Source organism: Ewingella americana, assembly GCF_006438725.1.
Lineage (GTDB): Bacteria > Pseudomonadota > Gammaproteobacteria > Enterobacterales > Enterobacteriaceae > Ewingella > Ewingella americana_A.
On sequence record NZ_RCZD01000002.1, the window covers coordinates 527,718 to 540,304 of the forward strand.

The window sequence follows — 12,587 nt, forward strand, 5'->3', positions numbered from 1 at the left end:
GAAAGGGATCTTTATGAGCAGTTACTTAAAACACATCGTTGACAAACTTACCCGCGAAAGCCGGGTATGTCTGGATACCGCTGTCAGCCAGGCCGTTTCGCGCACCCATCATGAGGTCGATGTTGAGCATCTCTTACTGGCCGTGATAGTTAATCATAGCGACCTGATGGAAACCCTCAGTTTAGGCGCAGGCCTGAAACCGGATGCACTGCTTAACGCCACGCAACAAACACTGAACACCTTACGCAGCGGCAACAGCCGTGCTCCGGTGTTCTCCACCGGCCTGGTTCAGTGGTTGGAAAAAGCCTGGCTTCACGCCAGTGCCAACTGGGGGCAATCACATCTCGCACCTCCGGTTCTGCTGGCCTGTCTGCTCGATGAAAATACTGCCCCAGATTTACCCAGCGGCGTGCGCGAAGCCCTGAGTTGCTCCCGAGATACGGCTGAACATCTGCTGCATAGCGCCTGCCAGACCACGGCCAATGTTTCCAGTTCTCCTGCGGAGATGGGCAATACTGCACTTGGCAAATTTACCCGTAACCTGAGCGCCCAGGCCCGCAAAGGCGAACTGGATCCGGTGCTGGGGCGCGAAGCTGAAATTCGTCAGATGATCGACATCCTGCTCCGTCGTCGCCAGAACAACCCCATTCTGACTGGCGAACCAGGTGTGGGGAAAACCGCACTGGTTGAAGGTTTGGCCCTGCGCATCGCTGCCGGTAATGTACCGGACGTTTTAAAACCGATGGAAGTACTGACGCTGGATCTGGGCCTGCTCCAGGCGGGCGCAAGTGTAAAAGGTGAGTTTGAAAATCGTCTTCAGGCGTTGATGAAAGAGATCGCCAGCGCAGCGCAGCCTATCATTCTGTTTATCGACGAAGCCCATACGCTGATTGGCGCAGGCGGCCAGGCGGGGCAAAACGACGCCGCCAATCTCCTTAAACCTGCACTTGCTCGCGGCGAATTGCGCGTAGTGGCCGCCACTACCTGGGCGGAATATAAAAAGTACGTCGAAAAAGACGCTGCGCTGGCCCGCCGCTTCCAACTGGTACAGGTAGCCGAACCCAATATCGACAGCGCCACCGCCATGTTACGTGCCATTGCTCCTGCCATGTCTCGCCACCACGGCGTGTTGATCCTGGAAAGCGCGATTCATGCTGCTGTTACACTCTCCAACCGTTACATCGCCGGACGGCAAATGCCGGATAAATCCGTCAGCCTGCTTGATACGGCATGCGCCCGCGTGGCAGTTTCCCAATCTCACAGTCCAAAAGAGATTGAAGATATCAATGCTCTGCTCAGCAACCTGAATACCGAACATGATGCGCTGCTTAAAGAGGGGCAACACGACCAGCGTCTGGCAAAACTGGCACTGCGTGAAAGCCAACTTCTGGCCGATCTCGCGTACCTTCAGCCACAGTGGGAAAAACAAAAAACATTGGTGCAGCAACTGATGCAAAGCAACGATGAAAGCGCCACCGCCCAGTGGCGAAAAGAACTCACGCAGCTTCATCAGGCACAGGCACTGGTATTTGACTGCGTAGACGCTACCTGCATCGCCGATGTTGTTTCTGGCTGGACCGGCGTGCCGCTAGGGCGCATGGTTGAAAAAGAACATCAACAGTTAGGCGAACTGCTCCATCGCCTGGAACAGCGCGTTTTGGGTCAACGCCACGCGCTCTCAACCATTGCCACACAAATACGCATCAGCCGCGCCAATCTTAGCGACCCGTTAAAACCGACCGGGGTGTACATGCTGGCAGGTCCGTCTGGGATCGGTAAAACAGAAACAGCCCTGATGTTGGCCGATTTACTCTATGGCGGCGAACAAAGTCTGGTGACGATCAACATGTCGGAATACCAGGAGGCCCATAGCGTTTCGGGTCTGAAAGGCTCGCCACCGGGCTATGTGGGTTACGGTCAGGGCGGGGTGCTGACTGAAGCGGTGAAACGCAATCCGTACAGCGTGGTCCTGCTCGACGAAGTGGAAAAAGCTCACCCAGACGTGATGGAGTTGTTTTATCAAGTGTTCGACAAAGGAGTGATCGAAGATGCGGAAGGTCAACGCATTAACTTTCGTAACACGCTGATAATAATGACATCAAACCTGGCAAGTGCGAGGATCACGGCCGCCTGCGCAGCAGGAGAAACGTCGCCAGAGGCACTCTGCACACTGATCCGCCCAGAGTTCGAACACGTTTTCCGCCCGGCGCTAATGGGCCGCGTCACGCTCATCCCCTATCTGCCACTGCAACCCAAAACGTTGGCGAAAATCATCAAGCTCAAACTTGAGCATATCTGCCAGCGTTATGACACTGCCAGCAACGGTGAGGCGCAACTCAAATATAGCGAGAGCGTGGTCGCCTGGGTGGCTGATTTGTGCCAGGTGAACCAGAGCGGTGCCCGTGATATTGATCAGGTATTGAACCAACATATTCTGCCGCTGCTGGCAGACAACCTGCTACAGGAAGAGAAAACTACGCCTGGGGGTCGGAAACTAAGCATCGTTAAAGGGGGATTGGTTATCACCACAGCAGGGAAAAAAAATGGCGAATAATAGCTACTCCGTGAAGCCAGGCGAGGTAAAAATCAATTGTCACGATCCTCGCCACCACAATGAATTTTTGCTGCTCAGTAACAGCGTTAACAACTGGAAAGGTCATGTTCACGATCGGTCCTGGTGGTTGACGCAGGAAAACCAGTGCCTGGAAATATTTCAGCGCCACGGCTATGACCTGCAAAGTGGCGTCTGGTTCTGCCTGATAAGTTGTCAGCGCCACGGTTGGGCGGGCATGGCGAACGCCACGCTGTTGCTGGCCGAAGGATTTAGCAAGAAACAGCGCCAGTGTTGGCCCCCCATTGCAGCAACCAATCTGCGTCAGCAAATTATCGAATGGTATTGCACACACGCTGCTACCTGTATTTATGGCTTACCGTTAACCAGTATTGAAGTAAAAACCCTTGAACAGCTTGAAGGAGCAGTGTCACTGATGCTCCAGCAGGCGTTAAGCCTGCAATCGCGCAGCCAGGCGGCATTGCGTAACCTTCTCGACTATCTTCAGTCATGTAGGCAATCGCTACAGAAAAGGGCATTGGTGGCCAAACTCGAAATCCAGGAATCACCTCGGCCGCCAGTCACCCCAGCCCCAATATTGGTTCCTGAGCAGACTCCGCTACCGGTTCAACGCCCGTGGAAAGCGTTGCTTACTGGTGGCGCTATCGGTATCGCCCTTACGCTTGGCATAGTTAGCGCGTCAAATTGGCTGGAGCAACCTTCGGCGGCGATCAGTTTATATAAGCTCTGGCCCGGCAATCCTGTCTCCGCACGCTGGCAAAAACATCTCGCCGAACAAATCGCCAGCTTGCCCAATACCAACAGCTGGGCGTTGGTAAACAAGCAGTTAAACGACCTCGAACAACGCCTGCTGGATGCCGAGCAAAAACGTAAACCTTATATGACGATTTCCGAGCTGAAAACCGCCATTTACCAGATGCGTCAGACACTGCAACAGGGCGGTGAACCTGCACTGGCGCAGCTTGATGCTTTGCAAAGTAAGCTGGATAGCCAGCAGCCGGTCAGCAACGCTGAAATAAATGCTGTCTCCCAGCATCTTGAAGCGTTAAACAGCCGGTTGATTCAGATAACGAGCAAACTACAGGAATGACCCCATCATTTTACGTGGAGTCTGTAATGAAAAAATTGCGGGCTAATTGGGGAGAGCGGTGAAAGTATCATTGTCGCGAATACCTCTTCAGGTATGTTTTGGCGGAGAACATTTTAATATATTCTCCGCCAGTTTTAATTTGGATAAAAATAAAAGACGCTGAGGATGGGAATCGACACATCAAGAAAATGTTTGCCGACCCCAGCCTTGAAATCGCGTGCAGTAAGATGTCATCGAAAAAACGTTAAGACCCGCGTTTATCGCTCAAATAGCCTAATCCTCCGCAAATCAGCCCATCTGCAAACCTTTTTTGTTGCATTGACGCATTAATTATTTTAGATTTTACTAAAATTAGATAAAGCTAAAATAAAGGACCTATGGCAAATACGGAACCTGGCCTGTTGCAAGAGAGCGCCTCACAGGCATCAAAACTGCTTAAATCCATGAGCAATGCTAACCGGCTATTGATCCTGTGCATGCTGGTTGATTCACCGGGCACATCGGCAGGCGACCTTTGCAAATTGACCGGATTAAGCCCTTCAGCAACCTCTCAGCACCTGGCCAGAATGAAAGAAGAAGGCTTGATTGAATGCGCCAGAGAGGGGCAAAAGATGAACTACTTCATCAAAAATGCATCCGTTAAAACCATCATTAGCACATTAAGGGACATTTACTGCCCTGAGGATTTAACATGACGCCTAAATTCGTTACCCCTGTAGAAGCGAAAGCACTCATCGAACATGGGGCCGTTCTGATTGATATTCGCGAACCCGCTGAGTTTTTGCGTGAACATGTCCCTGGTGCTACCTCCTTCCCTGTATCAGACATGATTGCAGGCAAAAGCATTACAGGCTTACCGACGCAGCAAACGGTTATCTTTTACTGTCAGGCGGGGTCTCGCACGTCCCAACATGCTGAAATCCTTATCAAGTCCGCACGGACTTCCCCAGTGCTGTTACTCACCGGCGGAATTAACGGCTGGAAAAGCGCAAACCTCCCTACGTTGGAGGATAAAAAACAACCCATTCCTGTCATGCGGCAAGTCCAGATTGCCGCAGGGATACTGATCCTCGTTGGTGTCGTGCTGGGATATACCCTGGATAAAAGCTTATTTTTACTCTCTGGATTAGTAGGAGCAGGCTTGATCTTTGCTGGTATCAGTGGCTGGTGCGGTATGGCGATTTTGCTTGCAAAAATGCCATGGAACACATTGAAGCGTTAACGAATGGGCCCGTTTTGCCCTCAGGAAAAAGCCTTTGACTTGTTCACAAGGCAAAGTCATATTCAGGTTATGAATATATCTCAGAACGTCTTACATACGACCACCCTAACGACCGCTCAAGGCGGGACGTAAGGTTGGTTCGTCGATGTAAAACGCGCTGACCCCAAGCCCCCGCCCGACAGGACGGGGGTTTTCTTTTCTCCGTACTTGAAGGCTATTTTAGGAGAAAAGAGATGAACCCCTCTTATCCTGTCAAAAAAGCTCTGGTTATCATCGATATGCAAAACGGTCTGTATTTCGCTGAACCAGCGGCTTATATGAAAGAGCATGTCCTTAAAAATATCAACTTCCTGATCAGGGAATTTCGCCGCAGAAACGAGCCCGTTATTTTTGTTCAGCATACCGGTCCGAAAGATTCCCCCATAGAACAGGGAAAGGCCGCCTGGCAACTCGTTAGTGAAATGGAGTCCAATCCAGCCACTGACCTGATCTTCAGTAAATTCAAAGCCAGCATTTTTACTGAGACACCCCTGCTCGAATGGTTAACACATCACGGCATCACCGATCTCTGTATCGCGGGGATGAAAACACAATATTGCGTTGATACCGCTTGCCGCGCTGCATCAGGTTTTGGGTTCAACGTGGTACTGGCATCCGACGCACATACCTGCATGGATACGCCGGCACTCACGGCTCAGCAAATAATCAACCACCATAATATGACACTCAGCGGCCCCTTTGCCAGGGTGAAAAGCACTGCCGAAATAGTCGGCACAGATATTGCTTAATCATCAGGGGATTTTATTTTTTTCAACAACGCTTCATCTATTTAACGGGGAAGTACTTTGAACAAATACAGTACGGTAATGTTCGTTTTGATGGGGTCTTTCAGTGCGATAAGTCATGCTGAAACCGTGATTAAGTTCGGCGTCGATCCCTCTTTTCCTCCGTTCGAATCAAAAGCGGCGGACGGTTCGCTGACCGGTTTTGATATTGATCTGGGGAATGCTATTTGCCAGCAAGCCCAAGCAAAATGCGTGTGGGTCGAAACGGCTTACGACAGTATTATTCCTGCGCTGAATGCCAAAAAGTTCGATGCCGTACTCTCCGCCATGGCCATTACCGAAAAACGTAAAGCTCAGGTCAATTTCTCCAACGTGCTCTACAACATCCCCAGCGTTTTGGTGGCAAAAAAAGGCAGCCAGCTTGATACCACCGTTGACTCACTAAAAGGAAAAGTGATCGGCGTGGCGCAAGGCACCACTCAGGAAGCTTACGCCATGGGCGTGTGGCAGTCGAAAGGCGTGCAGGTGGTGTCTTACCAGAATCAGGATTCGGTCAATCTGGATTTAGAAACAGGCAGAATTGATGCCACTTTCACCAATGCGGCGGCTGCAGAAACAGGATTTTTGAAAACACCACAGGGCGCTGACTTTGCTTTTGTCGGTAAAACCGTGCTTGACCCGCAATACTTAGGCGGCGGCGCAGCGATTGCTTTACGTAAAGAGGATCAGGCCCAATTGGCGATGATCAACAAAGCCCTGGCCGGTATACATGCTGATGGCACCTATACGAAGCTTGAGAAAAAATACTTCACCTTTGATGTCTTTAGTAATAACAAACCCTGAACCCCCTTGAGGTTAGGAGCAAGAATGTTTTCCCATCTTTGTATTGGCGTAAACGATTTTGATCGGGCATTCACCTTTTATTCTGCGATAGCCAAAATTCTGGGTCTGGAGCTCAAGTTCAGCGATAGCGAACGGGCATGGGCTGGCTGGCAAAGGCCAGCGATACCGCGTCCGCTATTGGTTATCGGTAAACCTCTGGACGGCCAAATCGCCACGGCTGGAAACGGGCAAATGGTGGCATTACTTGCTGATAACCGCACCCAGATTGAGCATGTCTATCAGGCGGCACTGAAACATGGTGCGACCTGCGAAGGCCCACCAGGCTTGCGTCCGCATTATCATGAACACTACTTTGGTGCCTACTTTCGCGACCCTGATGGCAATAAACTCTGCGTTTGTTGCCATCAGCCGGACGCAGACAGTTAAACAATCGTCACATTAGTCTGGGTTTGTGCCAGTGCCAGAGAGTCTTCTTCACTAATCCCGCTGTCGGTAATGATCGTGTCGATTTTTTCCATCGGCAGCACCAGATTAAAACCACGGCGGCCAAACTTACTGGAATCCGTCACGACAACGACCTGCCGGGCAGCTTCAGCCATTTTTGCGCTAATGGAATAGCCCTCATTGAACGTCGTAATACCACTGCTCGCATCCAGACCATCGGCCCCAACAAACATCAGATTAGCCACAATGCCCTGCAACGCGAATTCAGTAATGCTGCCATGAAGTGAACGGGTTTTATGACGCAACGTTCCTCCACATACCACCAGCGTAATATCCGGGTTTTCCGAAAGTACGAACGCGGCCGGCAAGTTGTTGGTGATCACCGTGATCTTGGCTGATTTGACCAACTCCTCAGCGATGAGCATTGTCGTGCTACCACTGTCGAGAATTACCGTATCACCCGGTTTCACCATCGCGGCGGCAGCCAGCGCGATACGTTTTTTCGGATCTTCCGCCTGTCGGTAACGCTCCTCAAGGACTAACTCCCCCGCAGTATTTGGGCTACTCACTTCAGACACGGGAACCGATTTTCCCGCCCCCCCGTGAAATCTCGTCATTAATCCTTTCTGTTCCAGCAACCGTAAGTCCGCACGGATAGTTACCTCAGACACTCCGAAAGAATTCGAAATATCGGAAACTAAAACGCTGCCATTTTCATTCACCATATCAATGATTTTGTGGCGTCTCTCATAAGAATTCATCGTTTCATGCCTGTTCCTTAACATTGCCATCAGTTTAAACAAAAGAATTCGAAAATGGGAGGAAAATAACTTCACTCTGTGAAATTCCCCACACCCCCGTACTTATGGTGGATCACCTCGTCTATCAATACCTTCATCGCAGCATTAACGTACCCCCGGACTTGTTCGAGATAACGCGAAAAACGAAAGCAACACCTTGTCGAAAGACAACGAAATATTTCGATCTCTATCACGAAATAAATACAACGACATTGTACGCATTACGAAATAAAACGATTATTTTCGGAAATAATCGGAGATAGAAATGAAAGACATTCTAAAAAGACATAAAAACGGCGAGCTAATAGGTATCTGTTCAGTCTGCTCAGCCCACCCTCTCGTCATTGAAGCGGCATTACGTCTGGATCTGCATTCAGATCGCCATGTGCTGATCGAAGCCACATCGAATCAGGTCAATCAGTTTGGTGGTTACACGGGCATGCGGCCTGTTGATTTCAGGGGCTTTGTACTGGCCATCGCAGAAAGCGTTGGTTTCCCGCAGCAACGATTGATCCTGGGGGGCGATCATCTGGGCCCGAACTGCTGGCAAGGTGAGGATGCAGAAAGCGCTATGGCCAAAGCGGAGGTATTGATCGCTCGCTATGTAGAGGCCGGGTTCAGTAAAATTCATTTAGACGCTTCAATGTCATGTGCTGATGATCCGGTTCCTCTGGATCCCTGGACTGTTGCAACCCGCGCAGCCCGTCTCTGTCAGGTTGCCGAACGCGTAGCGACACCCCAGCAGAAGGAAAAGCTGACCTATGTCATTGGAACTGAAGTCCCGGTTCCAGGCGGGGAATCTGCCGCTATTGAGCAGGTACATATCACGCTCGCTAAGGATGCACAGGCTACCATCGACCTGCATCATCAGGCGTTCGCTGACGCCGGACTGACGGAGGCAATTCGTCGCATTATTGCGGTTGTCGTCCAGCCAGGTGTGGAGTTCGACCACAGCAGCGTTATCCATTATCAACCACAGCAAGCCCGCCAGCTCTCCACGTTTATCGCATCGACGCCGCTGGTCTATGAGGCCCACTCAACCGATTACCAAACCCGCGAGTCTTACCGCCATCTGGTGGAAGATCACTATGCCATTTTGAAAGTCGGCCCGGCACTCACGTTTGCGCTGCGTGAAGCTATTTTTTCACTGGCAAATATCGAACAGGCCATCGTTGCCCCAGGTGAACAGAGCCAGGTTATGGCGGTTATCGATCGCGTGATGCTCGATGAACCCGATTATTGGAAAAAATATTATCACCCCACTTTCAGCCGTTCACTGATCGACCTGCACTTCAGTCTTTCCGACCGGATCCGCTATTACTGGCCTCACCCACGTATCAGCATGGCGGTAAATACCATGCTGAATAATTTGCAGATGTCTGATATCCCGCTCGGCCTGCTCAGTCAGTACATGCCGGTGCAGTTTGATCGCGTGATGTCCGATGTGCTCAGCGCAACACCACACGATCTCATCATCGACAAAATTCAGGACGTACTTCGCGCCTATCGTTATGGCTGTACGGTGGCCACACCCAATACGGAGGCTGGCAGCCATGCATAACTGCGAAGTCTTCGTTAAAACTGGCATCAGATTTTGCGATGCGCAAGAAGCCCTCAGGCACATTGGAAAAGAGATGCTGAGTGCAGGCGTTGTGCACATTAGCTATCCCCACGCATTGATCCGTCGTGAAGCTGAATTCCCTACCGGCATCATGCTGGAAAACCATGCTATCGCGATCCCCCATTGCGAAGCCGTTCATGCCATCAAACCTGCGATCTATCTGATCCGTCCTGAAGATGCCGTGCCATTTTCGCAGGCCGATGGCGATGAACCGGTCTCTGCCTTATTAATTATTGCGCTGATCGTCACACATCCGTCAGAGCAGTTGGTTTTACTCCGCACTCTGTTCAATCAGTTGCAGGATTCACAATTTATTGAACAGCTACTGTCAGCCCCTGAGCACCAATTGGCCGATCTTTTTAAGCAGCAGGTTTCCCCCACCCCGAGTACCCCGTCAGACCCTATAGCACCCAAAACAACAACATCAAAAACAGAACACCAAGGAGCCTTATCGTGAAAAGAAAAATCATCGTTGCCTGTGGCGGTGCCGTTGCCACCTCAACACTGGCCGCTGAAGAAATTAAAGAGCTGTGTGCAGAACACGGGATCACATTGGACCTTATCCAGTGCAGGGTCACCGAAATCGAAACCTATATGGACGGTGCAGATCTCATCTGCACTACGGCACGAGTCGATCGCCAATTTGGTGACATTCCCGTCGTTCACGGCATGCCCTTTGTTTCCGGTGTCGGCATCGACGTTCTGAGACAACAAATACTGACGCTGTTGCAGGAGTAACCCCATGTTTACTGACATCATGCGCTACATATTGGACCTGGGGCCAACGGTGATGTTGCCGTTGGTGATCATCATTTTCTCCATGATTTTGGGGATGAAAATCGGTGATTCCTTTAAATCTGGCCTGCATATCGGTATTGGTTTTGTCGGTATTGGGCTGGTTATCGGCCTGATGCTGGACTCCATCGGCCCCGCAGCCAAAGCGATGGCTGAGCATTTTCAAATTAACCTCCAAGTCGTCGATATTGGTTGGCCGGGTTCGTCGCCGATGACCTGGGCTTCACAAATCGCTCTGGTTGCCATTCCGATTGCCATCGGCGTCAACATTGTGATGCTGGTGACTCGTATGACCCGCGTAGTCAATGTCGATATCTGGAATATCTGGCACATGACATTCACCGGGGCCATGCTGCATCTGGCAACCGGATCCTATTGGCTGGGTATTATGGGTGTGGTGGTTCATGCCGCCTTCGTTTACAAACTTGGCGACTGGTTCGCCAAAGATACCCGCGATTTTTTCAATCTCGACGGTATTGCAATACCGCACGGTTCCTCGGCTTACCTCGGCCCGATAGCCGTGCTGGTTGATACCATTATTGAAAAAATACCCGGTCTGCGAAAAATCCACTTCAGTGCAGATGACGTGCAGAAGCGCTTTGGTCCCTTTGGGGAACCGGTGACCGTTGGTTTTATCATGGGCCTGATCATTGGTTACCTTGCCGGTTATGACATCAAAGGCATCATGCAACTGGCCGTCAAAACAGCGGCTGTCATGTTACTGATGCCCAGGGTCATCAAACCGATCATGGATGGCCTGACGCCAATTGCCCGCCATGCCCGTAGCCGTTTGCAGTCTAAATTCGGCGGTCAGGAGTTCCTGATTGGTCTGGACCCGGCACTGCTGCTCGGCCATACCGCCGTGGTATCCGCCAGCCTGATCTTTATTCCACTCACCATCTTAATTGCCGTCATTGTTCCGGGAAATCAGGTCCTGCCTTTTGGTGACTTAGCGACGATCGGTTTCTTTGTGGCGATTGCCGTGGCTGTCCATCAGGGCAATTTATTCCGCACCCTGATTTCCGGCGTGATCATCATGAGTATGACGTTGTGGATAGCGACCCAAACCATTGGTTTACACACCCAGTTGGCGGCAAATGCCGGGGCACTGAAAGCCGGTGGCCAGGTGGCCTCCATGGACCAAGGGGGCTCTCCGATCACCTATCTGCTGATTCAGCTTTGTACCTGGCAAAACATCGCGGGTCTGACAGGTATTGGTGTGATCTACGCCCTTGGTGTTTTCCTGACATGGCGCCGTGCGCGAGGTTTCCTGCATGAAGAACGCCAGGCAGCCGCTGCGATACTGAACAAATCTAACGCCCTTTAACCTGCGGGGGCGAAAGCCCCTTTATGGAGTTTTCAATGAAATCAGTTGTAGTTCACGTTGGTGGGAGCCTGGTTGTCGAAGAGAAACCCGCGCCCGAAATACAGCATCCGGATGACGTACTCGTCAAAATTGCCTATTCAGGACTCTGCGGCTCAGACATTCCGCGTATTTTTTCTCAGGGCGCTCATTTTTATCCGATAACGCTAGGCCACGAGTTCAGCGGTGAAGTGGTTGAGTGCGGTAGAAATGTCAATGATTTAGCGGCCGGTGACACCGTCGCGTGCGTTCCCCTACAGCCCTGCTTTACCTGCCCTGAATGCCAGCGTTACGCCTTCTCACAGTGTAAATACTATCAATTTATTGGTTCGCGCAGCGGTGGCGGCCATGCCGAGTATCTGGCAGTACGTCGCACCAGCCTGTTCAAACTGCCTAAAGGTACATCCCTATTGCAGGGCGCCTTTCTGGAACCCATCACGGTGAGTCTGCATGCGTTAAAACTGGCGGGCGGTTGCGAAGGCAAAGAAGTGATTGTGATTGGTGCAGGCACTATCGGCCAGTTAGCGATTCAATGCGCCAATGCGTTGGGCGCCAAAACAGTGACGGCTATCGACATCAACCCGCAACGCCTGCAATTGGCGCAGGAGACTGGTGCCTCTTTTGTTTACAACAGCGGTGAAATGAGTCCTGAGGAGATAGCCAAAGATCTGCACCCACGGCGCTTTGATCAGTTGATCCTCGAAACCGCAGGCACGCCACAAACCGTTACCTTAGCGCTGGAGATAGCCGGGCCACACGCGCAGGTTGCGTTAGTAGGCACGCTGCACAAAGACCTCACGCTCACTGCGGCGACCTTCGGTCATATCCTACGCAAAGAGCTGACTCTTCTCGGCAGTTGGATGAATTACTCCGCGCCATGGCCGGGCAGCGAATGGCAACAGGCGGCGACGTTATTCCAGCAAAAAAAGCTCCAACTGGAACCGCTGATCGCCAGCATTGGCGATGCACAAACTTTCGCGGACAGCGTCAATGCGCTCGCTGGCCAGCCGATGCAGGGAAAAATTCTGCTCAACATGACGGAGAGCTAAAAA

At 51.3% G+C, this 12,587-nt stretch carries 13 protein-coding genes; 12 read left to right on the forward strand and 1 reads right to left on the reverse strand.

What is annotated here, in order from left to right; translation table 11 throughout:
- Positions 1-13 precede the first annotated feature (13 nt).
- The 7 genes from tssH (at position 14) to EAH77_RS05605 (ending at position 6,938) form a co-directional block, all read left to right on the forward strand.
- Positions 14-2,554, forward strand: a complete 2,541-nt coding sequence (gene tssH, locus EAH77_RS05575) for a type VI secretion system ATPase TssH (RefSeq protein ID WP_140470801.1) — start codon at positions 14-16, stop codon at positions 2,552-2,554.
- Complete coding sequence (locus tag EAH77_RS05580) at positions 2,544-3,662, forward strand: VasL domain-containing protein (RefSeq protein ID WP_140470802.1); 1,119 nt, start codon at positions 2,544-2,546, stop codon at positions 3,660-3,662. The genes tssH and EAH77_RS05580 overlap by 11 nt, the downstream gene beginning before the upstream one ends.
- Positions 3,663-4,039: 377 nt before the next feature.
- Entirely contained in the window at positions 4,040-4,357 is a 318-nt protein-coding gene (locus EAH77_RS05585) for an ArsR/SmtB family transcription factor (RefSeq protein WP_140470803.1), read from the forward strand.
- Positions 4,354-4,884, forward strand: coding sequence for a rhodanese family protein (locus EAH77_RS05590; RefSeq protein ID WP_140470804.1), 531 nt, complete (start codon positions 4,354-4,356; stop codon positions 4,882-4,884). The genes EAH77_RS05585 and EAH77_RS05590 overlap by 4 nt, the downstream gene beginning before the upstream one ends.
- A 233-nt stretch (positions 4,885-5,117) precedes the next feature.
- The gene (locus EAH77_RS05595) at positions 5,118-5,672 is read left to right on the forward strand and encodes an isochorismatase family protein (RefSeq protein ID WP_140470805.1); all 555 of its coding nucleotides are present in this window, start codon (positions 5,118-5,120) and stop codon (positions 5,670-5,672) included.
- Between the two features lie 78 nt (positions 5,673-5,750).
- A complete protein-coding gene (locus EAH77_RS05600) occupies positions 5,751-6,512 on the forward strand; it encodes an ABC transporter substrate-binding protein (RefSeq protein ID WP_140470882.1) in 762 nt (253 codons plus the stop codon).
- 24 nt (positions 6,513-6,536) lie between these two features.
- Positions 6,537-6,938 (forward strand): VOC family protein, encoded by a 402-nt coding sequence (locus EAH77_RS05605; protein ID WP_140470806.1) that lies wholly within the window; start codon positions 6,537-6,539, stop codon positions 6,936-6,938.
- Here the strand turns inward: EAH77_RS05605 and EAH77_RS05610 are convergent.
- Positions 6,935-7,717 carry a DeoR/GlpR family DNA-binding transcription regulator gene (locus EAH77_RS05610; protein ID WP_140470807.1) on the reverse strand — a complete coding sequence of 261 codons (783 nt, stop codon included), beginning with the start codon at positions 7,715-7,717 and terminating at the stop codon, positions 6,935-6,937. The two genes, EAH77_RS05605 and EAH77_RS05610, sit on opposite strands and share 4 nt — an antisense overlap.
- A 304-nt stretch (positions 7,718-8,021) precedes the next feature.
- Here EAH77_RS05610 and gatZ point away from each other — a divergent pair, with 304 nt between their 5' ends.
- From gatZ to gatD, 5 genes are read left to right on the forward strand one after another with little or no spacing between them, the layout of a single operon-like run.
- The gene (gatZ, locus tag EAH77_RS05615) at positions 8,022-9,317 is read left to right on the forward strand and encodes a tagatose-bisphosphate aldolase subunit GatZ (protein ID WP_140470808.1); all 1,296 of its coding nucleotides are present in this window, start codon (positions 8,022-8,024) and stop codon (positions 9,315-9,317) included.
- Positions 9,310-9,834: a PTS galactitol transporter subunit IIA gene (gene gatA / locus EAH77_RS05620; protein WP_140470809.1), complete on the forward strand. Its 525-nt coding sequence runs from the start codon at positions 9,310-9,312 to the stop codon at positions 9,832-9,834. The genes gatZ and gatA overlap by 8 nt, the downstream gene beginning before the upstream one ends.
- The gene (gatB, locus tag EAH77_RS05625) at positions 9,831-10,115 is read left to right on the forward strand and encodes a PTS galactitol transporter subunit IIB (protein ID WP_140470810.1); all 285 of its coding nucleotides are present in this window, start codon (positions 9,831-9,833) and stop codon (positions 10,113-10,115) included. Before gatA ends, gatB begins: the two co-directional genes overlap by 4 nt.
- Positions 10,116-10,119: 4 nt before the next feature.
- Positions 10,120-11,499, forward strand: coding sequence for a galactitol-specific PTS transporter subunit IIC (locus EAH77_RS05630; protein WP_140470811.1), 1,380 nt, complete (start codon positions 10,120-10,122; stop codon positions 11,497-11,499).
- A gap of 35 nt (positions 11,500-11,534) precedes the next feature.
- Complete coding sequence (gatD, locus tag EAH77_RS05635) at positions 11,535-12,584, forward strand: galactitol-1-phosphate 5-dehydrogenase (protein ID WP_140470812.1); 1,050 nt, start codon at positions 11,535-11,537, stop codon at positions 12,582-12,584.
- Positions 12,585-12,587: the final 3 nt, after the last annotated feature.

Excerpts from the sequence above, each read along its gene's own strand:
- tssH (WP_140470801.1), top strand. The coding sequence starts at position 14 with ATGAGCAGTTACTTAAAACACATCGTTGACAAACTTACCCGCGAAAGC.
- EAH77_RS05580 (WP_140470802.1), top strand. The coding sequence starts at position 2,544 with ATGGCGAATAATAGCTACTCCGTGAAGCCAGGCGAGGTAAAAATCAAT.
- EAH77_RS05585 (WP_140470803.1), top strand. The coding sequence starts at position 4,040 with ATGGCAAATACGGAACCTGGCCTGTTGCAAGAGAGCGCCTCACAGGCA.
- EAH77_RS05590 (WP_140470804.1), top strand. The coding sequence starts at position 4,354 with ATGACGCCTAAATTCGTTACCCCTGTAGAAGCGAAAGCACTCATCGAA.
- EAH77_RS05595 (WP_140470805.1), top strand. The coding sequence starts at position 5,118 with ATGAACCCCTCTTATCCTGTCAAAAAAGCTCTGGTTATCATCGATATG.
- EAH77_RS05600 (WP_140470882.1), top strand. The coding sequence starts at position 5,751 with ATGTTCGTTTTGATGGGGTCTTTCAGTGCGATAAGTCATGCTGAAACC.
- EAH77_RS05605 (WP_140470806.1), top strand. The coding sequence starts at position 6,537 with ATGTTTTCCCATCTTTGTATTGGCGTAAACGATTTTGATCGGGCATTC.
- EAH77_RS05610 (WP_140470807.1), bottom strand. The coding sequence starts at position 7,717 with ATGAATTCTTATGAGAGACGCCACAAAATCATTGATATGGTGAATGAA.
- gatZ (WP_140470808.1), top strand. The coding sequence starts at position 8,022 with ATGAAAGACATTCTAAAAAGACATAAAAACGGCGAGCTAATAGGTATC.
- gatA (WP_140470809.1), top strand. The coding sequence starts at position 9,310 with ATGCATAACTGCGAAGTCTTCGTTAAAACTGGCATCAGATTTTGCGAT.
- EAH77_RS05630 (WP_140470811.1), top strand. The coding sequence starts at position 10,120 with ATGTTTACTGACATCATGCGCTACATATTGGACCTGGGGCCAACGGTG.
- gatD (WP_140470812.1), top strand. The coding sequence starts at position 11,535 with ATGAAATCAGTTGTAGTTCACGTTGGTGGGAGCCTGGTTGTCGAAGAG.